The organism is Paenibacillus pabuli (assembly GCF_039831995.1).
In the GTDB taxonomy this organism is placed as follows: Bacteria; Bacillota; Bacilli; order Paenibacillales; family Paenibacillaceae; genus Paenibacillus; species Paenibacillus pabuli_C.
The window spans coordinates 228,152-250,339 of the sequence record NZ_JBDOIO010000003.1 but is presented as its reverse complement, the minus strand read 5'-3'; the positions used below and the strand labels follow the sequence as shown (position 1 = coordinate 250,339).

Annotated in this window: 22 protein-coding genes and 1 pseudogene; 7 read left to right on the top strand and 16 right to left on the bottom strand. The window is 43.4% G+C overall.

From position 1 onward, the window contains the following. Positions 1-6 precede the first annotated feature (6 nt). From ABGV42_RS03470 to ABGV42_RS03455, 4 genes are all read right to left on the bottom strand, one after another. Positions 7-1,014 carry an ABC transporter substrate-binding protein gene (locus ABGV42_RS03470; RefSeq protein ID WP_286456983.1) on the bottom strand — a complete coding sequence of 336 codons (1,008 nt, stop codon included), beginning with the start codon at positions 1,012-1,014 and terminating at the stop codon, positions 7-9. A 48-nt stretch (positions 1,015-1,062) separates the two neighbouring features. After that, positions 1,063-1,746 (bottom strand): biuret amidohydrolase, encoded by a 684-nt coding sequence (biuH, locus tag ABGV42_RS03465; protein ID WP_347380392.1) that lies wholly within the window; start codon positions 1,744-1,746, stop codon positions 1,063-1,065. A 341-nt stretch (positions 1,747-2,087) separates the two neighbouring features. Continuing rightward, positions 2,088-2,627 carry a GNAT family N-acetyltransferase gene (locus tag ABGV42_RS03460; RefSeq protein ID WP_347380391.1) on the bottom strand — a complete coding sequence of 180 codons (540 nt, stop codon included), beginning with the start codon at positions 2,625-2,627 and terminating at the stop codon, positions 2,088-2,090. A 205-nt stretch (positions 2,628-2,832) separates the two neighbouring features. Further along, positions 2,833-4,035: a glycoside hydrolase family 5 protein gene (locus ABGV42_RS03455; RefSeq protein WP_347380390.1), complete on the bottom strand. Its 1,203-nt coding sequence runs from the start codon at positions 4,033-4,035 to the stop codon at positions 2,833-2,835. A gap of 445 nt (positions 4,036-4,480) precedes the next feature. Between ABGV42_RS03455 and ABGV42_RS03450 the strand changes: the two genes are divergently transcribed. The 6 genes from ABGV42_RS03450 to ABGV42_RS03425 all read left to right on the top strand — a co-directional run bounded on the left by ABGV42_RS03450 (position 4,481) and on the right by ABGV42_RS03425 (position 8,305). Further along, positions 4,481-4,771, top strand: coding sequence for a hypothetical protein (locus tag ABGV42_RS03450; protein ID WP_347380389.1), 291 nt, complete (start codon positions 4,481-4,483; stop codon positions 4,769-4,771). A 164-nt stretch (positions 4,772-4,935) separates the two neighbouring features. Next, entirely contained in the window at positions 4,936-5,439 is a 504-nt protein-coding gene (locus tag ABGV42_RS03445) for a DedA family protein (protein ID WP_347380388.1), read from the top strand. A 54-nt stretch (positions 5,440-5,493) separates the two neighbouring features. After that, entirely contained in the window at positions 5,494-6,060 is a 567-nt protein-coding gene (locus ABGV42_RS03440) for a class I SAM-dependent methyltransferase (protein WP_347383129.1), read from the top strand. A gap of 79 nt (positions 6,061-6,139) precedes the next feature. Further along, positions 6,140-6,820, top strand: a complete 681-nt coding sequence (locus ABGV42_RS03435; protein WP_347380387.1) for a response regulator transcription factor — start codon at positions 6,140-6,142, stop codon at positions 6,818-6,820. Then, positions 6,813-7,919 carry a sensor histidine kinase gene (locus tag ABGV42_RS03430; RefSeq protein ID WP_347380386.1) on the top strand — a complete coding sequence of 369 codons (1,107 nt, stop codon included), beginning with the start codon at positions 6,813-6,815 and terminating at the stop codon, positions 7,917-7,919. Before ABGV42_RS03435 ends, ABGV42_RS03430 begins: the two co-directional genes overlap by 8 nt. A 194-nt stretch (positions 7,920-8,113) precedes the next feature. After that, complete coding sequence (locus ABGV42_RS03425; RefSeq protein ID WP_347380385.1) at positions 8,114-8,305, top strand: hypothetical protein; 192 nt, start codon at positions 8,114-8,116, stop codon at positions 8,303-8,305. Positions 8,306-8,639: 334 nt separating this feature from the next. Here ABGV42_RS03425 and ABGV42_RS03420 read toward each other — a convergent pair whose 3' ends face one another. Continuing rightward, a complete protein-coding gene (locus ABGV42_RS03420; protein WP_347380384.1) occupies positions 8,640-10,046 on the bottom strand; it encodes a glycoside hydrolase family 4 in 1,407 nt (468 codons plus the stop codon). Between the two features lie 173 nt (positions 10,047-10,219). Here ABGV42_RS03420 and ABGV42_RS03415 point away from each other — a divergent pair, with 173 nt between their 5' ends. Beyond that, entirely contained in the window at positions 10,220-11,071 is an 852-nt protein-coding gene (locus tag ABGV42_RS03415) for an AraC family transcriptional regulator (protein WP_347380383.1), read from the top strand. A 60-nt stretch (positions 11,072-11,131) separates the two neighbouring features. On the opposite strand, the gene ABGV42_RS03410 is transcribed toward ABGV42_RS03415, so the two are convergent. The 11 genes and pseudogenes from ABGV42_RS03410 to ABGV42_RS03360 form a co-directional block, all read right to left on the bottom strand. Further along, a complete protein-coding gene (locus tag ABGV42_RS03410) occupies positions 11,132-11,680 on the bottom strand; it encodes a hypothetical protein (RefSeq protein ID WP_347380382.1) in 549 nt (182 codons plus the stop codon). 176 nt (positions 11,681-11,856) lie between these two features. Then, on the bottom strand, positions 11,857-12,201 hold the full coding sequence (locus ABGV42_RS03405) for a hypothetical protein (RefSeq protein ID WP_347380381.1): 345 nt from the start codon (positions 12,199-12,201) through the stop codon (positions 11,857-11,859). Positions 12,202-12,355: 154 nt separating this feature from the next. Beyond that, positions 12,356-12,601 (bottom strand): annotated as a pseudogene (locus ABGV42_RS03400) (hypothetical protein); the annotation flags it as partial. Between the two features lie 59 nt (positions 12,602-12,660). After that, complete coding sequence (locus ABGV42_RS03395; protein ID WP_347380380.1) at positions 12,661-12,822, bottom strand: hypothetical protein; 162 nt, start codon at positions 12,820-12,822, stop codon at positions 12,661-12,663. Positions 12,823-13,168: 346 nt separating this feature from the next. Then, positions 13,169-13,924, bottom strand: a complete 756-nt coding sequence (locus ABGV42_RS03390; protein WP_347380379.1) for a class I SAM-dependent methyltransferase — start codon at positions 13,922-13,924, stop codon at positions 13,169-13,171. Positions 13,925-14,093: 169 nt separating this feature from the next. Then, complete coding sequence (locus ABGV42_RS03385) at positions 14,094-16,145, bottom strand: serine hydrolase domain-containing protein (protein WP_347383128.1); 2,052 nt, start codon at positions 16,143-16,145, stop codon at positions 14,094-14,096. A gap of 113 nt (positions 16,146-16,258) precedes the next feature. Beyond that, entirely contained in the window at positions 16,259-17,557 is a 1,299-nt protein-coding gene (locus ABGV42_RS03380) for an ATP-binding protein (RefSeq protein WP_347380378.1), read from the bottom strand. A gap of 1 nt (position 17,558) precedes the next feature. Further along, positions 17,559-18,299 carry a LytR/AlgR family response regulator transcription factor gene (locus tag ABGV42_RS03375; RefSeq protein WP_347380377.1) on the bottom strand — a complete coding sequence of 247 codons (741 nt, stop codon included), beginning with the start codon at positions 18,297-18,299 and terminating at the stop codon, positions 17,559-17,561. A 249-nt stretch (positions 18,300-18,548) separates the two neighbouring features. Then, a complete protein-coding gene (locus tag ABGV42_RS03370) occupies positions 18,549-19,631 on the bottom strand; it encodes an ABC transporter substrate-binding protein (protein ID WP_347380376.1) in 1,083 nt (360 codons plus the stop codon). A gap of 235 nt (positions 19,632-19,866) precedes the next feature. Further along, a complete protein-coding gene (locus ABGV42_RS03365) occupies positions 19,867-20,982 on the bottom strand; it encodes a glycoside hydrolase family 88 protein (protein ID WP_347380375.1) in 1,116 nt (371 codons plus the stop codon). Between the two features lie 31 nt (positions 20,983-21,013). Beyond that, positions 21,014-22,180: a DUF2264 domain-containing protein gene (locus ABGV42_RS03360; protein ID WP_431523633.1), complete on the bottom strand. Its 1,167-nt coding sequence runs from the start codon at positions 22,178-22,180 to the stop codon at positions 21,014-21,016. Positions 22,181-22,188 lie beyond the last annotated feature (8 nt).

The following is a 22,188-nucleotide window of genomic DNA, read 5'->3' as shown; positions in this document are numbered from 1 at the left end:
CACACCCTATTCGATAAATTCGTTTGAAAATACGTCTTCAAGGTTTTGCTCTTTCTTCAAGAATTCCAGATCAATCAAGTTCTGCTGCAGCACGTCCCACGCCTCTGATTCCATCTTGCCGAGTGGAAGATTCTCTGGCTCCAGCAAAGGAATGCTTGCGTTCATCATGCTCACCTCGTGATCAATGGTCAATTTATCCCCGTATTTCAAGCCAAATTCGGCAGCCTCTTCAGGGTTCTCAATAGCGTAGCTCCAGCCCTTCATGGAAGCTTGTACGAAGCTTTTCACCATTTCGGGATCACGCTCGATGATGTCCTCTGTCGTAAACAACGTATCTGCATAAAAGTTAATATCATAATCGTTTGGCTCAATAATATTGACTTCATTCCCCTGTTCCTGTACGGCGAGGACCTCATTGATGACATAACCTGGCCATGCCTTTACCTGTCCGCTGAGCAATGGGCTGAGATCATATTTTGCTGGCATTTCCTCCACCTTGGTTCCGTCTATACCCGCATTCTTCACCATTGCTCGGTAAGTCAGCTCTTCATTACCTCCAAGCTTCACACCGATCTTCTGGCCGACCAGATCCTCCATTTTCGTGATCCCTGAATCCTTGAGACTAAACAACACAAATGGCGTTTTTCTGTAAATGGCGGACAGCGCCTTCACGGGAACCCCTTTCTCCCTGGCCATCAGTATCTGATCTGCGCCCGTCACGCCGAATTGCTCCGCACCTGATGCAATCATCTGTACAGAAGGAAAATCAGCGCCGCCTGGTCTGATCTCAACATCCAATCCCGCTTCTTTGTAAAACCCCTTTTCTACGGCGGTATAGAAGCCAGCAAACTGTGCTTGATGAACCCATTTTAGACGCAGAACCACTTTTTTCAGTTCACCGGATTCTCCATCTCCTGATGCTGAACTAGGCACATCGTTCGACCCGCAAGCTGTTAGTGCGAGCAAACAAACCGACATTACAATAAGCAGTGACTTTCTGGACCATCTCCACATATGATTTCCTCCCGTGTTGTTGTTTTTCTATTGCTGTGGCGGTGTTGCTTAAAAGGCTGCTAGCACCTTTAAAACCTCGCTGGAGTTACTGACGCTGCCAAACACGCCTCCCTGCATTTTGACCATCTGGAGCGCTGCATGATGATTATCAGGGTCGGTTGCTCCCGTGCAGTCTTCCAGAATCAGACATTCATATCCTCTGTCGTTGGCTTCACGCATGGTTGTATGCACACAAACATCCGTTGTAATTCCCGTCAAAATCAGATGAGTGATGCCTTGATTCTTCAGGATCAGATCCAGGTCTGTGGCATAAAAACTGCCTTTACCCGGCTTATCAATGATCGATTCACCTTCAATGGGAGCAAGCTCCTCTATAATCTGCCAGCCCGGTTCACCTCGAACCAAAATGCGTCCCGCCGGTCCGGAAGAACCGATCTCTGCCCCGATCTGTTTGCTGCGCCAACGTTTGTTTGCAGACAGATCGGATAAATCCGGTTTGTGCCCCTCTCTCGTGTGGATGACGTGAAATTGTTCAATCTGCCTGACCCGCTGCAGTAGTTTTCGTATGGGTTCGATTGGTTTGGCCGTCAAGGACAGGTCGTATCCCATCTGTTCCACATATCCTCCCTTACCGCAAAAGTCGATTTGCATATCGATGATGACTAATGCAGTTCTTGCGGGATCGATACTCCCGTCGTAAGGCCAACTGTAAGGTGCTGCATTAATTTGCATAGATATTCTCCTTTTAGAACAGAGACTGAGATCCCTGTGTTGATTAATTTAAATGTTATATAACCTGACTTATTCCTTCGTTTTTTCTTCTTGTGTCATATTATATTACGAAGATTTCTGGATGTCTTTGTAGTTTTCCATAAAAAAGATTCATTATTTTTTGTTGTTTTTCACAATCATTCAATTCATGTGTTATAAATTATTACATAACCTTTTTTTCCCCTGGTCTAAAGAGCAACATAAAAAAAAGCCGCTGATTCAGCGACTCTCGATTAGTATGCATTGCTATGATGAACACCTATCTATGACCTTATATAGGATTCATAAAGTTTACTGTGCAGTTATGTAGCCACTCCCTGGTTCAGGATCATACTGTATTCGATAAAGTCGATCCGTTCCACGCGATACAGATCATAGATCTGCTCCCCGGCATTGATGGATCCGTATAATTCAGCATGCGAATCATTGGCCAGTTTTACATAGGGCAGTTTTTGTGCAGCTTTGCTCGACCGGATATTTTGTTTGCGAATCTTCAAAAATACCGTTTCTATGGCATGTTCGAGAAATAGTTCACTCAAAAAGACGGATTTCGCCCGTTGACTGTACCCATTTCCAAAGTAGGGTGCTCCGATCCATGTGGCCAGAAACCCTGTGTGATTTACGATATGATACAAATCAATGGTTCCAATTGGCACTCCCGCTTCGTTCAGAATCGTTCGGGAAATGGTGGTTCTCTGTTCTTCTTCATCCATCAACTGTTTGGTCAGGAATAAGTATTCCTCATGCGACTGGCATTGGTAACGAACATAAGGTGACACTGCGGGGTCCATCAATAAGCTGTACAGTGCGTGGCATTCATGCAAATCGCGTTTTTTTAACATTCTGTCTACCACCCAGTCCTTTTAGTCCGCTATATCAAGCAAATTAAGTATATAAAAGGTATTGTGGAGTTTAATGAATTCTGTATGCGGCTTATGTAAAATTCATTGGCAAAATGCTACTTGTATCAGAACGAATGCATTAAAAAACGGCATGTCCCTCCCTGGGAGAGGACATGCCGTTTGTACGATTAAACTTCCCTTTTGATTACTGCATACCTTGCATGATGGCATTAATGATGCCTTGCTGGGTAACCGTATTGTTTGAACGGTTAAACAAGCCAAAACCATGCTGTCCATTATGGCCATTGTCCCAATACACCGGCACGGCACCATACTTTTTGGCAGTTGCTGTTACCGCTTTGGCATAAGCTTGACGATAAACGTTATTGCTAGAGTCATATGCCGTTTTATCGATCGAGCCGAATTCTCCAATCACAACCGGATAGCCCTGCGTTACAAATTTATCGTACATCGATTTGAACTGCGAATCCAAATAATCCTCCTGTCCCCAAGTCGATTTTTTCGAAGGATTGGTAGACGTCGCTCCCCACTGCGTGATATTCCCGTTTTCCTCACCTGCAAAATCCCACGGAGAGTAATAGTGTGCCGAGATCATAATTCTCTTCTGGGAGCTGGGGATTGTAGATGATCTGAAATGATCTGTCGGAAGAGCAAAACCATAATTGCCCACCGTATAGTCAATATTGGTGTTCCAGCCTGGAATCAGTAGCCATCTGGCGTTGTTGTTGCCCCCAGTCTGCCGGACCGTGTCCACAAAGATTTGATTATAGGCGTTCAAGTTAGCATAGTACGCCGCATTCGGATTGCCGTAATTTCCGTCGAACACTTCGTTCATCGATTCGAAAATGAGACGCTCATTATAATTGCTGAACTTGGTAGCAATCTGCTGCCACACCTTTTGGTATTTCTCTTTAATTGCAGCCTGATTGCTGCCATTCACAAGAAGCCATCCGCCCGGGATGGAATTATACCCATCTCCATGAATGTTAATGACGACATATAAACCTTCATTATATGCATAATCAACAACGGTTTGGACTCGATTCAACCACGCAGCATTAATTGTGTAATTGGGAGCGCTTCCAATATGATTGAAGTAGGATACAGGAATGCGGATTGTCTTGAAACCTGCTGCCTTTACCTTTTTAATCAACTCTGGAGTAACGACAGGATTGCCCCAAGCCGTTTCACTAGGGACGCCATTCACTGTTGCTTCAAGCTGGTTCCCCAGATTCCATCCTGCACCCATCTCCGATACGATCTGTGAAGCGTTCAATGATCTGAAATCCGCTGCCGCTGCTTTAGTACTCCACCCAGTCAATGCCGCAGCCGCAAACAATACAAGTGCCAAACTGCAAACGCCATATTTCTTCATTTTTTTGAGCATAACCAAACCTCCGCTTATTTTTCATTTTTACAAGCAGTGCCGTTACTCTCTTTATACCAATTGAATGAATCGAGAAGATGCCCCTCCCTTCTATATCGATCACACCAATGAAATGGTCGCCTATCATCAACAGAATAACACAAAAATGGAAAATAAAGAACAATATTCTCTATGGAATCTTCGACGAAAAAATTTGTCCCAATCTCGGGTATATCCCGTCATACTTAGAAATTCTTTAGAAATATCCTACCCATATATTCAGAGTTTTGCTCTATCATTGCCATGACTATTTACCAATTAAACATACCATTCAACTTTTTTCGGAGTGATGTAGACATTGAAGGATTATTGGCTTTTGCAACAATTTCAGCTATTTCTCGCCTACTTATTCCCAATAATATTCATATGTTTTTTCGTTTTATTATGCGGTCTAGTGACTTGGCGCATGATTAGAGATATTGCGGCTTTGGAAAGTGCTGTACACCTTATTTCGGAAGAATTGGATCAATTCCAGGAACTGGCGACACAGACGCATAAGGACGACAGCGCCAATTGGAGATGGCTTGGAGGTTTAACGAATGACGTGGTTATTGCTTTGGAAGAATTGATCAGGAACATCGAGCTAATCCAATCGGTATCCTACGAATACAAGGAAGATTACATCCAGCTCGTACACAAAGCATATGCAGCAGCATACCAATTGCGAGAATTACTCTATGACGAACGTTTCTATTAAAACGAAATCAAGCCTTGCCATTTTTTTTGGCAGGGCTTGTAAGGTTGAACGAAGATAAGTTGTTTTGTTGGCTTACTTAAACAATCTTTAGATTTTCTTTAGAAATATACTCATCATTTCCTTAGTTTATTTCATTATGATCTTGCTATCGAGGAGGTAAAACAATGATCAGTAATACAATCTTAGAGCTGCTGAATCAGTATGGATATCTGATTTTTTATTTCGCCTTCTCCCTGGGCCCCTTCGGAATTCCCATTCCGAATGAGATCACGATTATCAGCGGGGCCATCCTGAGCCACACGGGAGCAATCGATGCTGGAATCACTTACTTCTGTATTTTATCCGGACTATTAACCGCGATTACGATTGCTTATGTTGCAGGTAAATTATGCAAGGCTAAGAACCTAGGCAATTTTCAACATCATAAACATTTCATCAAAGCTGAACGGATTCTGAATCAACGAGGCCACTGGGCGATGTCTATTGGTTTCTTTATTCCAGTCGTACGATATGTTCTTCCTCTGGTGATCGGGCTGAGCGGCGTCCATTTCAGAAGATTTGCGATTATTTCCTATTCCAGTGCCTTGCTGTGGACTATAGCCTATTTCGCAGCTGGCACCTACTTTGGAGAATCCATTCTATCTACGCTTCAGCTATTTCGCTTCTAGTCCAACTCATATTTACAAAAATTTTATATAAAACCCATGGAGGATCCTAATTTGTTGAATTCCAATGAGACTATTCTTTTTTTGAAAAGTTTTCTGAACAGCCCCAAACATGTAGGCAGCGTTATACCAAGCTCTCGGTTTCTGGCGAGCAAAATGGTTAGTCATGCACCTTGGCTTGAGATTCAAGCCGTTGCCGAGCTTGGAGCAGGTACAGGAGCCATTACTCGTCATATTGAAAGTCAGATACAGGATTCAACCAAAGTATTCGTGTTTGAAACGAATAACACCATGAGAACCAATTTGCAAACGACATTTCCGAGGTTCTCCTTCTATCCAAATGCTGCTCACTTGGTTGCTTCCATGAAGCAGGAAGGCGCTCGGCAGCTGGATTGTATCTTTAGCGGATTACCGTTTTTCAACTTTGAACCTGAACTCAGGAATACGATAATAGATCAAGTCCATCAAGCTCTCAAACCTGGAGGTTTATTCATCGCCTTTCAATATTCACTCCAAATGAGAAAGACACTCTCCAAATATTTTATCATTGAGAACATAGATGTAGTGCCCATGAATATCCCTCCTGCGTTTGTTTATGTCTGCCGCAAAAAGGAAACAATTTAAACATTCTCAATGATGGTTTACACTGATAGATACCAATTCATTTTATTTTTTTGCAGTACGAGAAAAGGAGCTAGAATTAATGAATACCGTACTCGTTGTTGATGATGAACCCGATATCCGCGATGTCATTCATGTCTATTTACGTAACGAAGGATATCACGTCATCGAAGCAGCTGATGGTCAAGAAGCACTTGATATTATAAAAACAAAATCGGTTCAGCTCGTCATTCTGGATGTCATGATGCCCGTCATGGACGGAATTAAAGCCTGTCTTAAAATACGGGAAGTATCCAACACTCCGATCATTATGCTATCAGCTAAGGAAGAAGATATTGATAAGATTACAGGCCTGACTACCGGAGCCGATGATTATATGGTTAAACCGTTTAATCCATTGGAACTGCTTGCTCGCGTTAGAGCTCAATTGCGACGTCAAACCCTGATTGGAAAAACCGAATACAATTCGCTCATCCTTATCAAAGACCTTGTCATCGATAAAAGTAAACACTCCGTGAAGTTGAAAGAGAACGACATCCCGCTAACGCCGCTGGAGTTCTCAATCCTTGAACTGCTTGCCAGCCACCCTGGACAGGTTTTCAGCTCCGAGAAGATATACGAAACCGTGTGGAAAGAACCTTACGGGTATTCGGATAATACCGTGATGGTCCACATTCGGAATCTGCGTGAGAAGCTGGAAGTAAACCCAAGGGAACCTCAGTATATAAAAACGGTATGGGGAGTGGGTTATAAAGTTGACTAAACCACTGCCGCAGTCCAAGCAAACGAAAAAGATCCAGTTTCATATCTTGAATCGATTGGTGATCAGTTTTGTTATCTCGATTATTGGTTCCGTGTGCGTGAATAACATTCTTATTATGACGGTTTCCAAAATCAGTGAAGGATTAGACTGGCACGGGCTTCTTAACTTTTTCCCTTATGTAATTACGCCTATTTTTATCTTAATCTTCACATTTACTTTTTTGATTGCGACACGAAAAATAGTCAAAGACCTGATCGCCTTGGAGCAAGGCCTTCAATTCATATCGGAAGGTCATCTGGATTACCGGGTAGCCGTTAATCGTCAAGACGAATTGGGACGGGTCGCGACCAATATCAATCTCATGACAGAACAGCTCCAACAACAGATTGTGAAAGAACGTGATTTGGAGAAATCCAAGATGGACTTGATTACAGGCATTTCACATGATCTGCGCACACCTCTTACTAGCATTATTGGATATATTGAGCTTCTACGAAGCAATTCCTTTCAAGACGAGGCCGAATACACACGATTCATAGAGAACACCTATAACAAGGCGACGCATTTAAAAAAATTGCTGGATGATCTATTTGAATATACCCGTCTTACCTCCGTCGATACTCATTTGGATCTGAGAAGAATTGATTTGTTTCAACTTCTGGACCAGATGTTATTCGAATTCGAACCTCTTGCCATGGAAAATGGCATCCATATCGAGAAAGATATCGGTATCACACCAATCATGGCCTATATTGACAGTGATAAGATGGCTCGCGCCATCGATAATCTATTGATGAATGCCCTGAAGTATTCCTTGAAGCCCGGTACGATCTATATTCGAATGGACATGCATCCTGAACATATTACGATTGAAGTTGAAAATAAAGGAACACCGCTGACGACAGAACAGATGGACAAACTGTTTGACCGGTTTTATAAGGTCGATTATTCAAGAAGCAGTGAGGGCATCCAATCGGGATCAGGACTCGGCCTTTCGATCGCAAGGAATATTGCGGAATTGCATCATGGCAGTTTAACTCTACAGCACGAGGATAATGTATTTAAGTTCAGGTTAAGATTGCCCTCGGGTGTTCGATAGATGCCGCGACTCTCTTTTTACGCATTGAATGAGCTTGGGCCACGAACTGGTGCCATTACACGCATCATGAAAGCATATCCTCATTTCACGTTCCATTCCAATGCCTCCTATCTAGTGAAGAAAATGAATCAGGAGCAAATTCAACAGCTGGATTGTATTATTTGCGGATTGCCATTTTTAATTTTACCAGGAAAATGAGAGATCACATTCTTGTACAAATGACACAAGCTCTCCGGCCAGGAGGCTTGCTGGTCCTATATCAGTACTCACTTCATATGAAGCAAACACTGGCTGAAGAGCTGATTATTGAGAATATCCAGTTTGTCCCCTACAACCTCCCACCTGTTTATGTGTACACCTACCGCAAGAAAGACGACGATGCCTAGAAAACTTCTACACTCTCACTTAAATTAAAATGCTCCCATGACTTCATGAAATTCATGTTCTCTTAAAACAAGAAAAGCCGCTTTATTCAGCGGCTACTTCCCCTTAAAGCTCAAGTTCATAGGTTTGTTCGATGTGGCGAACTCCCCAGGCATCGTTCTCTTGTTCTTTGGTTTTGACAAAACCTCGACCGTTGCACTGATGATGATGCCTCGCTTATGAACACTTAGGCGTGTTATGCTCCGATTGTTTTGCTGTGTTGTGATTTTCTTTTCCGCGAGGGCTTTGGCCACTAAGAATGGATCGGGACGCACTTTCCTATGAATTATCCCAAATTCAATTCTTGATTAGCTCATTTCCATACCATACCTCCGGAATCATCTCACGCTCCAGCTCCAATAGTTCTTTGATGATCTTGTCCGCGTCACTGATGGAACTTACAAGCGGATCCGTCAGCATCGCTCTTCTTAGCTTCTCATAGCTCTGCTCCACGACCGCCTCTGCCGTAAGCTCATGGACATCCAGTACAAGCTCCTGCATCCCTCGAATTCCTCGCGGCATCTCTCCGACGTGGACCGGCTTCGCCCCCTCCATGCTTACGTCACACAGCAGCTCCAGGAACGAATCCTTATTCATATTTGTCACCGCACCATTATTGAGCGTATTAATGAAGAACCGTTTTCCCAGATTCCCTACCATATTTTCGATAATGTCCGTTGCATGATCCGGGCCGAAGGTACTCATGTAATCAGCAATGGGAATATTCCCCGAAAGGAAGTTGTCCACTTGGTGCCACATCTCATCGTGACGCTGATATCGGTCCTCCGTCTCCCAGATCGATAAAGGCGGGATACGATCCGGCGTTTTACCATGACCTTGCCAATACCGAACATATTCCTTGGTATGTGCAGTACACGTTGGGATATACCCGAAAATATCATACAGTTCATGCGTAATGGCGTCGTTATGGAGAGCTTTGGCACCTTGGTCACCGCCGTTGTTCTCCTCGCCAGCCGATTTGCGCATAGCCTCCGCGATCGTCGGCATGACATCCTTGCCTTCGAACTCCGCTTTTAGCAACCAGGTAAAATGATTGACCCCGGCAATACGGAAGTCAAACTTCCGATCCAGTTCCTCGGTGAACTCGTTTCTGTCTCCGATGATCCCAGCTCGCATAGCATAATGAGCTTTCTTATGGGGCATATGATGGCTGTCGCAAAGCGCGAACGATTTCAGCTTCGGTGCATAACGGTGTAATGCGATACCATGGACGGTAGACGGATTGATATAGTTGATCACCCAAGCATCGGGACACAGTTCTTCAATATCTTTGGCGCATTCCATAATGACCGGCAATTCCCGCATCGCACGAAAGATCCCTCCTGGTCCGATCGTATCCCCTGAGCACATTCGGATGCCATATTTCAAAGACACCTCGCAATCTATACCCCGATATTTCACTGATTGCTCTGCAAAACTGAGTACAACGAAGTCGGCACCTGGAAGCACCTTTCTCCGGTCCGTCGAACCTTCCACTTTCAAAGAAACATTGTTCTCCCGAGCAACCAGCTCCGCAAGTTTCACCATTTTTGCCAGTCTCTCCTCGTCCGTATCCACCAAAGCAAGCGTTCCCTGATTCAAGTAAGGGGAATGAACCATCTGCCATATGGACTGACGACCAAAGAATAGACTCCCTGCTCCGATGACGACAATTTTCGGCTGCGGCATGTTCGTAGCGTTCATAAATAGCCCTCCTCATATGATATAAGTCCATTATAGAAGAGTGGCGAATAATCGGAATGTGCAATAGTTTTCAAAACATGTCAAATCGTATGATATTTAACAACCTCTAAAGCCTTTGATATACTGAATTAAATCTATAAATGTCATAAGGTAAAGGAGGCTGAGGAAACCCGATGAGTGAAAACAGAATGAACATGAGTATACTCAACGAACTCTCGGAGTATATTCATCTACGGATGAGCTCCTATTTGGAACAAACTCACGATAAAGACTGGACCGAACACAAATCGCATCCTGATTATGATCTGTGGTTTATTCAATCGGGTTCCGTAAAAATCATGATCGACGGGCTCGAATATACTGCGGTCCCTGGAGACGCGGTGTTTTTTTATCCCGATATGCCCTATATAGCTTCAACGTCCGAGGAAGTTTGCCGATTTATATACATCCATTTCGATTTCAGCATTGGCGAACAGCAGCGAATTCTGAGCGGTTTTCAACTTCCGGGGATTGTGCCAGGCAACCTGATCCAGGAGGAAACCACACTGTTTACCAAAGTATTTCGTCGATTGAAAGAGGGCAGCGGCACGTCAGGGAACCAACTCTACTTAAAAGCATCACTTCTTGCCGTAATTGCAAAAATCATTGAGCTACACGGGCAAGGTGCCTACGTTGGTCAGTTTCTGAATGGGAAGAAGCCCAGAAAAACCGAAGGAAGCCTGGAAGTATTACAGGATGTATTTCAATATGTGGATGCGAATCTGCACCGTTCCATTCGGATGAACGACCTCGCGGTAATCGCAGGAATTTCCGAAAAATATTTTATTTCCTATTTCAAGAAAACCCTCGGGATCACACCGGGTCAGTATATTTCACAAATCAAAATGAATCGCGCCAGGGATTATCTCTACGAAAAAAAGTATACGATTCAACAAATCGCCAGCTTTCTTGGCTATCCTGATCCTTTTACGTTCTCGAAAGCTTTCAAGAAATATTACAACGTGCCACCTTCCAAATTTGAATAGCCTTGCATCTCCGAAACAGATTCAAATGACAATGTCTTTAGATCTAACATTATTTGATACTTAAAGATCTCCAATTAACTCATTATCTTTATCATAGAATTTATATTTAAATTCGTAGGTTTCACTCTTTATTTCAGGTAAATCAATCCAAGTAACAGACTTCTGATTGATGTCAAACTCCTGTTGAATCAATTGTTCATTGATATACAATTGCATTTTAGCAATTTCATTAGCTTGATTTGTTATGATCATAAAAGTACTTAACTTAGCTTCCTCACTCGATTCTCGAAGGAGAAATGAAGCAAAACTTTGATTCGGACTTTTTTCTATATGTTTCCACTCATAATTACCTCTCTTATTTTTAATAAAATGAATATAAGCAGGACTATTGTCAGATAAAAAACCAACCATTCTTATATCATCAAAATCTCTTATTTCTAGAATCTCTATAGACTCGTTCTCGTATCCATCAATCGAGGCAACAACTTGCTTGATTGATTCTTCATCATTCCCATACCGTTTATCTAACTTGTCTAAAGGAAAAATGACAATTAAAACAATAATAATTATGGTAAATGAAACATTAACTATGCTGCGTTTCTTTAACATGAGCCAAAATCCTCCTCCAGATCAATTATAATCGCCTGCTCTTCAGCTTTATAAAAATGGAGCAACTGCCAACCGGCAAATGCTCCATGCAAGTTTAATCTAAGATGTCCCGATTGATGAAGGTCCGGTTCCGAAGAAGAATGCTTTTTTTAGTACATTGTCACTAGATCGTGCTATCAATTTTCTATCGTCTCCATTTGGGTAACCACCCAACCTATATCATCAATTAAATGCACCTTGTACTTTTGAGTGGCTTGGTTCAGTTCGTTATTAAATTGACATTCGCATTCAAGGAGATACTCACGCTCTCTGAATTTTTCTTCCATTAAAGTGATATTTATAATCTTATAATTATGGGTTTCATAACTTAAATATTGTTCAATCGAAGCTTCGGGACTAGAATCAATCTGACTAGCCTCATAGAAAAATCTAAAATAGATTACAGAATAAACGATAACAATAGACAAGAGAACAATAGAGAGTATTATGGAAAGTACGAAATTAAGCTTGGTAATCTTCATTAGAGTCCGTGTTTCCTCCCATTAGCTTAGAATGGCATGTATCATTAATGAGAATTAAAATACAGTTTATTGAACTACTGTGGATGAATTAAATAAGGGGTTCTTATAGGTGTAATTAAGAAAAGGGTAGATGAATCGATATTCTCAGGCAGTATCACCAGGGTTTTAATTCACCAGCAAACCTTAATCTGACTTTCCCACTCCCTATAGATCGCAGTAAATCGACCAAAAGCTTGGCATTTAGAGAGATGGTAAAATCCACTCCTCTCATTTCTACTAGAGGTACTTCATTTTGAATATCGCCTATATCCGGTGTTTGGGAAAACAGCAGTAAGGCATTCTTCGTTGCTGCTAAATGAATAACACTTTTATTTGCTAACACAGATACACATTCCACCGCACTTAATAAACGGTTTGATTAAAGTAAAAGTTCAGATATATATGATTTCGGAATGACGTTCATTGATGTAGGAAAAACTCCGGAACAAGATGAGTAGTCCATCTTCCTGTTCCACAGCCTAGGTCTGCTATAATTTCCACTTTCAATTTCTTTAGCAATGCAAGGAAAAATTCATCGTCTCTTCCCCAATGATTAATCTGGTCATACACTAATGGAATCATATACAATGCCTCCCCATTTACATAAACGAATACATTCATCGCCGAAGCCCGAGACCAGAAGCTATTGACAAAGGGATGCCAATTGTTAAAAGTAATGCCCATGAGTCACGCGCAAACATGTGAACGAACTCCCATACGTTTGAAGGACCAGAATGAGGCCCATCATGATAGGGATCGTTAAAAATCAGAGGAACAGCTGCAGTGATAATAAATATCGCTCCAAGCACAAGTAGGGATTGTAATGCCATTTTTCTCATCATGGACTACACCTCTAATTCAATTTTGTCTCAGTTCTTTTGAACACAACCGCCTGCGACCACCATGTTCCCCTATTATCGAAGCTTGATTACACTTCTCCCCAAAATATCTCCGTTTCATAATCAAATAAAATAATACCATCCTGTTTATTTCTATCAAATATATGGCGCAGTTCCGTCATCATCGGAGTATAGTTCGGATGCCCTGGTTCAGGGCTGTAGGAAGATGATAACAACCTGCCTTTCAAACCCTCGAAGTCGAACTCTTGACTCATTCGAAAGTTCGCTTCCTGCATCGTGCCTTCCCTGAAAAAAGAATGAAGCATGGACTGGGAAATGTTCTTATGATTCACTTTTTCGTAGTCGGTTCCGTATGTATGCAGCAGCTGATCGTACTCTACACGAAACGAGTTACCGGTGGTCAGACGGGAATTCCAGATCAATATGACTTTACCTCCCGGCTGTAAAATTCGCCTGAACTCGTTCTGTGCTGCCAATCGGTCAAACCAGTGAAACGCCTGTGCGCATACGATAAACTCAACCGATTGATCAGGTAATCCCGTAGATTCTGCAGAGCCTGATATTGTCTGAAAGTTCGGTTCACTCGCTAACATCTGCTCTGCAGCTGTACGCATGGCCTGATTCGGTTCGACGGCTATGACATGGCTTCCATGTTCCAGAAGCAACTTTGAGAAGATCCCTGTACCTGAACCAATATCTGCAATCTTGCTGTTCGAATGCAAACCAACGGAGTCGTACAAATAGTCAATCGCCTCTTTCGGATAGCTCGGTCGGTATTTCGAATACGAATCAACCCGGTTTGAAAACCGTTCTCTATTATTCATCTATCATCAGTCTCCTTCGAATTAGACGATCTAAACATCACTATTTTCTCTCTTTATTTCAGAAACCCTTCCTGTTTATTCCAATAATCTTTCCATAAAAAAAACAGACCCCGGGCAGCTTATGCTCGTGATCTGTTATTTGAATGGAACTTTTGATGCAATCCGCGTTTTACTTTAAATGAATCTTGAAGACGTCTCCAGCTTCACCACCAAAGACGATAAAACCACCTTTGGGAAGCTCAATGGATTGTTGAGGGGTTGCAATGGAAAAGTGAACCACTTCGCCCTGCTCATTATATACGGCATAACCCCCGCCATTCGGCGAATTTACAGTCAACGATTTGTTCGCAGAACGAGTATCGATAGCATACCAGCGGGCTTGACCGTTGGCCGGAATGGTGGTCTTCCCTGTTTTTCCGCCAAAGATCGGTGTAATCGCATCCTCTGCAATATATTCCTGTCCATCCTGAATCAAAATCTCAGCGTTATTCTGGGTGTAGAGCTGCAGATCAAATGCGTCTCTTCCGTTCATCACGGGAATCTCTGCGACATTCACTGCATTGTCTGAATCTACAATTTTTGTGCCATTTGCGTAACCGTTCTCCGTATCAACGGACAGATTTTTGATCAGCATCGAAGGAAGCAGATAAAAAATGGATGTAATTTTTTCATCTAACGCGTAATATTTGGAGCCGTTGCGATCTGCCCACTTCTCTTTTGTAACGGTGTCCAAAGTGTTACGGTCCAATTTTTGATAATCATACGTGTTCATCACCGTTTGACCTAAACCTGGCAACGTTATAACCGCCTGAATCTTAACATACACTTTCCCGTTGTGTTCCTTCACGAAACTGGCCTTCACACTTCCATCCGTACTAGTGAATTGACCATCCCCTGTGTGGACATACTTCTGCTCTGGAATGATCCCCCCCTGCAACGCAGGCAGCGTGATTTCGTCGTTTTTGATCTCGATATCCAGTGTTGTACCTACCGTGCCATACAGACCCGAATATGCATTCAACTCCGTCGGCATTTTTACTTTCACGGGTGGAGAGAATGTCTGATCCGCCTTGATTTCCCCGATGATACCTTGATCCTCCAGAACTTCCAGCAGTACTTTGCTGGCAAACATCTGATTGTAGATGGAGGACCCACCTGAGGACAGAACGGCCATCGAAATATCATGCTCAGGTATGGTGATTAAAGCGGCATGATACATCATGGTGTCGCCACCTTTGGAAAGCGCGGTAATGCCATAATCGCTAAACGGGGCAAGGTCAACGGCATCCCATCCCAGGCCGTAATTGAACGTGTTTCGCTCTTCTGATACCCATATTCCTTGACGATATTCATGATTTTGCATGGACTTTACCGATGATTCGGACAAGATGTCCGGTCTGTTGCCCATCAACACTTCTGCGAATGCTGTCAATTCCTCGGATGTGGAATAGATTCCACCTGTACCGAGAATGTTGGCATTTTCAACGGGCATTTTTGTTTCAATTGTAGGCCAATACGCTTCAGACAATTGATCTCTATCGAATGAATCCAACGGTGTTTTGGTTGCTTCCAGCTGCAACGGGTTGCTGATAAACTTGGCAACATAATCGGTGTAACTTAATCCACTCACTCGTTCAACCAGGATCTCAAGCAATTGGAAACCATCGTTGCAGTATACGGAATACGCACCAGGCTTGGATTTTAGCTTTTCACTCTTGAGTTTGAGCAATAATTCATCGTGGTTGCGCATATCATTATCGTCAAACAACATGCTGTTCCCATAATGTGAACCGTAGAGCCCCGATGAATGATTCATCAGCATGCGCGGGGTAATTTGAGTGTACCGCGCATCCGCCATCTCAAAGTCTTGAATATACGTAGTAAGAGGCTCATCCAGATCTACTTTACCGGAATCAACCAGCATCATGGTAGCAGCGGTGACAACCATCTTGCTCACCGAGCCAATGCCGAACATACTCTCTTTAGTCACTGGCGTCTGTGATGCCTTGTCATGTAGTCCGGTGCTGCCTGACAATATGATTTCCCCTTCATCCCTAATGGCATATTGCAGACTTGTGACTCCATAATTTTTCACCAGGTCTGCAGCAATTCGTTCTGCCTGATTTTCAATCGAAGTGCTCATATTCGCCTCTGCCTTGACGTCTGTCATCGGAGTAATCACAAGCACCGCTGTAAATAACACACTCAATAGTTTCTTCATCATTAGCTTCCTCCCTCAATACTTTCTATATGATGAATTCATCATATCTGGGAAGAGACACACCGAACGATAATGAACCCTGAATGGAAAAAAACAATCCCTGAACGGCATGTTCAGAGACTGTTTATTTCAAATGGTAGCACGACCATGTTATTGAATGTCCGATGATGTTGTTCAATCGTCATATGCCCACCATACTTTTCGCACATTCTCGATATATTCGTAAGGCCGATTCCGTGATACTCCGGATTGGACTTCTCACTCATCAAATGAGTTAATTGTTGCTCTACATGATTCAACACCTGGATGACAATTGCAGATGCAGTAGAATGAATCGCGATCAGGATATACCTGTCTTCAGCCTGCCTGACTTTCTTGGAAGCCTCGACTGCATTATCCAGCATATTGCCGAGTACCACACACAGATCATAACGATCAATATGGACCTGTTGTGAATGAAGCTGAATGCGGGCATCAATTTTGATCCCGTTCGCCTGCCCTACGGCAATGGTATTGGTGACAAGCGCATCGATCACGAGATTGCCGGAGTTCACCCGCTGGTACACGCCTTCAATCTTATTCAAGGTAAGCTTAATATGATCAGATGCCGCTTCATGTTTGTTTTGCTTGATACATTCTTCAATGTACAGAAACTGCTGATGAATATCATGGATGATGCCTTTCACATTTTTGAAACTGTGCACCGTCTTCTCGTAGTTGGCATCCTGATAATCCATTTGACGCTGCAACTGGGCATTTTCGTTCGCGAGCTGGACCTTCTCCACCATATTATCGAATACATAGACAATGAACACATTGAGAAAAAGCGAGCCCAGCACGGAAACGACATAATAGATGTTTTTCTCACTATAGCTCGAGGCCACATTAATCTGATATAACGTAATGATGGGTACAATCAGAAACAAGACATAGTAGCGATAATGCAGGGCAAAACTTCTGCGTTTGGCAATAAGACGAACAACCTGAATGACAATAAACATGATACTGCAGCCAAGCAGCATCACCTTATAGAACACCCCTTGATAATCCCCGTCGAACCGATCCCATGTGGTGTAATCCGTAGCGTCCCAAACACTCATAATATATACAGCAATATAATTCACCATGGTGATCAGTACGGCATATAGGACCGTGAAAACCAGTTTTAGCTTCAACTCCACTTCATAGGATTGCGCCAGACTGAAAATAAATATTAACGCAACCAAAGACGAGATGACCGAAGGTAATGTAGAAGCCAAATAGAAAAAACCTACGACAATAAACAGGGCAAAATAGACCGCTCTGTGTGGCTTTTGCCTGGACTTGCCCAGTACCGAATCGAAATAAAAATTAACCTGGAACGCCATAAGCAGGGTAACGACGATGACAGACAAAATCATATATGGTTCCATATCACTGAATCCTCATGATCATATATTTGGTATAGGCATCCTTGACTTCCTTGACTTTGGAACGGCCAATGGGCAATTCGGTACCATTCAACATGACTACCTGGGAGCCGCTAAACTTCTGGACATGCATCAGGTTAATGACGATCGAGCGATGAATCTGCAAGAAGCCATGATCTTTCAAAGCATCAGCATAACTCGATATAATGCCTTTGCTTTCATGCGTGCTTTCTTTTGTCACAAAATTCAGTTTGTTTTTGATCGTTAAACTCTTCATGACCTCAATCCAGAGAATATCATCGTATTTCAACAGTACTTCTTCATAAGCTGATTTGATTAATACAAATTTTTTGTCCATCGCTTTCAGATATTGGCACACTTTGATCATTTTCTCTTCGAAAATATGCGGCTGGATCGGTTTGATCAGATATTGAAACGTAACCACATCGAAGCTCTCTACCATATACTCGGGATAGCTGGTCAGAAACATGATTTGCACATCCAGAAACTTCATATTTCTGATTTCCTTGGCTGCCTGTATGCCGTTCATCCCGTTCATCTCCACATCCATAATGAGAATATGGAAGGTGTCTCCGACATTTCTATAATGTGAGACGAGCTGTTCACCGGATGTAAATAATGTAATTTGGAAATCCATATTCGTTTTAAGAGATAAGGAGATCAACATCGTTTTCACGTGTTCTCTTTGTTTCTCCTCATCATCACAGATTGCTATATTAAACATGTTTGAACATCCGCCCTTCATTGACGACGATTCTGAGTAATTTCACTCTCAAATATACTATTTTATCATAAGTATCAGGACAAAATTTGGACGAAAAGCATGATTTAAACCCTAAACTGCATGGAGGCAGTTGGATCAGGCAAAAATCCAAGTGTTTTTAAAAAGTAAAAAGAGCCTACTCATAGAGTTGGCTCCTTTTTGAATGTGAAGATATAGTAACACATTCATTAATCATATAAATTTGTTATGTTACATGCCCATATCATCAGCAAGGGTCTCAACACCAGTGAAGATGGAATCCCCATAACCCCAGAAGTTGTTGAAATCAATAACATAGATTTTTTTGTTTTTCACTGCGTTAATACTTTGCACTTGCTTGTTGGCCAGCAACTTGTCAATCGTTTCCTGGGGATCAATACCGCCAGCATATTTGGAAATGATCATGACATCCGGATTGATCTCGATGAGCTTCTCCAGGCTGAGTGTGCCTGTTTCATTAATCAACATATTATGAACGTTAATTAATGACATCGCACTTTCGATAAATGTATCTCCATTTCCGTTATATATCGCAATCGTGCCATCACCATTATCAGAGAAGGACGCATAGTTGATCGTTTCAGCGCTAGCCCGAGCCTTCAATGCTTCCTCGCGTACTTTAAGCTCCCCAATATAGGCCGCTGCGTTAGCTTGTACGTTAAAGATCTCGCCTAGCTCGGTGATATCCTTATACAGACTATCCAACGAAGCATCAGTTACACTCGTGTTCTGCACAAACGTTTTGATCCCCATATCATTCAAGCTGTTGACTGTACCCACACCCCAGTCGGCATCCTCAAACAGCCCGCCGCGTCCCATGATCAGGTCAGGTGAAGCGCCAATGGTCACTTCCTTACCTACATATCCTTCGGCCAGAACAGGAATTTTCTTAAACTCATCAGCAATATCGTCAGGCACACTACCAAACAACGCGGCTACACCCACGAGCTTGTCCGTCAAACCAAGGCGAATCATTAGCTCGGCTGCACCTTGGGTATTGGCAACAACGCGTTCAGGTGCCTTGTCAAACGTTTGTTCCTTCTTCACCCATGTGCCGTTCTCTATTGTATAATTTGAAACGGTTACCGGGTAAGTTGTTTCAGCAGCAGCTGAAGTGTCTGCATCGGTTTGTTCCCCATCTGTTGCTGCATTCGCGGCGCTGCTCTCCGCAGCTTGCTGTGAACTGCCATTTGCATCTTCACTGCCACCATTGTTACTTGAACACGCTGCGAGTACCAGAATCATTGCAGTAATCAAACAAAGAAACATCCCTTTTTTAACGGGTACCAACATGTAAATAATCTCTCCCTTTTGAATTCTCTTGTCTTTTTGACCATTATGTAAAAACTATTGTCAGTATACAGTAAATGTTGAAGCGTGTAAATGAGAACAATAATCAGTATCAATAAGCGAGGGTATAATGTTCTTAATACGAAAAAGCCGCTTCACCAGCGGCTTACAGTGTAACTATTTTCTTACCTCGACACACCCGTTCATTAGGCCTTTATATAACAAACATTCATAAGGTTCACCAAAAACGCTCCTTAAAACCCTTCAACACCGATATCCCTTCTACAAAGTAATAATCGCCGTAAATCAGTGGAACATCGACATTTCTCTGCTCTGGGAAATGACCTGTCCCATGCAAAATAAGGCCTTCTTCTGTTTCCGAGTCCCATGCTCCATAATTCATGTACAAGGAATGAAGAATCCTTTCTCCACTTCTGCGATACATCTCTGCTTCCAATCCATCAACCTGATCAGCCAAAAGCAGCAGTCCGGAAGCGGCGCAAGCTCCGGCAGATGAGTCACGAATCGAGGAATTTCCTTCAGGTGTACGAAAATCCCAAGTTGGTACCTGGTCTTCCGGTAGATTGGCCAGGAAAAAATGGGCCGTTCGTTTGGCTGCATCCAGATACTGCGGGTTACCCGTATAATGATAGCTTAGACTCATGCCGTAAATCGCCCAGGCTGTACCACGGGACCACGCCGACTCCGGTGAATACCCTTGGCCTCCCTTTACTTCGAGCTTTTCCCCGGTTTCCGGATCAAACACGACGATATGGGCAACGGAGCCATCCGGTCGGTAAAAATGCTGCAGCACCGTATCCGCATGCTTGACTGCGATGTATTTATAACGAGGATCCCCCGTTACACTGGATGCCCAATGAAGCAGCGGCAAATTCATCAAGCAGTCAATGATGGCCCAGCCTGCAATATGCTCCCCATTCCATGCACGAATATAATTTCCCTGGACGTTAAAACGTGCAGCCAGGAGATTAGCGGCAAGCAGAGCTCTCCGTTTGGAATCCTCTGCTCCCAGAAGCTTATATCTGGCACCGCTTGTTAACGTCCACATGAAACCGATATCATGATCAACCATCCGAGAATCCATCAGCAATGCATCAAGCTGGCGTTCACAGGATTCTGCGGCTTCCTTAAGTTCTTCGTCTTTGGTGTCCCGGTACACTTGCCACAGCATTCCTGGCCAGAATCCCGCAGTCCACCAGGATGGTCGCTCTAACTGGTATTCTCCATTTACGCTTGCGTGAGGAAATCCATCCCCGATTCGACGAGAAATCCGTTTCACTTTTGCCTTCGATTGATCCCATGCCTCCTGCACCCAATCCGGTTGAATCGACATTTCAGAATGCCTCCTTTTCGAATGTGCCCTTCTAGTGTTTATCATGATAGGCTTTATCCAAATTAACTTCTCCTCCGGACCATGCCTTCCGTGAAGTCCACTCGGCCTCTCCCTGCCAGAAATCAGCGACTGGTGGCAGTCCTAACGCAAGAAATACAGTTGTACACAGGTACAAACTGCCTGTCGATATATAAACTTCACCAATTTCCGGCTGGCTTCCGGCGAACCCTATTCGCAGCCAACCCGCATCATCAAACGTCCCGGGCATCTCAATCTGCCGCTTGATCACAGCCGTAAGCGCGCAGCGAACTTGGGCTGGTTGCACTTCTACCGGGAGCTCCTCTCTGAGAGCCATGAGGGATAAGTGCTGAAATGCTCCGAAACGATAGGCAAGTGATCGCCCAATGGGCGGGAAGGTGCCTTCCGGTGAAATCAAGCGTTCCAAGATGGCTGCATAGCGAGTTGCTCTGTGCAGCACCTTGACTCTAATCGTCTTCCAATCCTCGAATTGATCACCTAACACATCCAATATATCCACGAGCATGGGTTGAATCACAAAGCTATTATAGTAATCCCAATGAAAGTCAGGACCGTCACCATACGCACCATCACCCATATACCATTGGTCATGCTGCCTTACAGCATAATCCACTCGCATGCGGTCCCAGGTTTCTTCGCCCATTCGGGCAAGGGCCGCTTCAATGATTGCACTAAACAACAGCCAGTTGCTGAATACAGGGCGTATCATCCGTGTTGCCAGCAGGGCTGATTTCAGATTTTGTTTCGCTTTCTCATCAAGCAGTTCATACAGCTCACGTGGAGCCCGAAGCACCGCATTCGCAAGAAAGGCTGCGTCAACAACAGGTTGGCCGCCCTGTGTGAAATTCATAAAATCGGGTGAAGCCGGATCTGTTGCTGCTTCGATTGCACGCCTAGCCAGATTCGCCATCCTGGCTCGAATTTCTCCCTCCTCTCCGGAACGAGGGCCATGTTCAAGCCATGGTGCAATCCCAGCAAGTGTCCGCCCCAAAGCTTCTAAATAGGCGTAGTCTGCTCGATCTTCCCCCTTCGCTTCGACAGGCATATCGATAACAAGTTTGCTTTCCGATAAGGAATAGAGTACAGGATGTGCTATGCGAACCAACGTATCCACCCAATACTTTCTATCGACCGACACGTATCCTTCCTCCTTCAGCATAATCATTT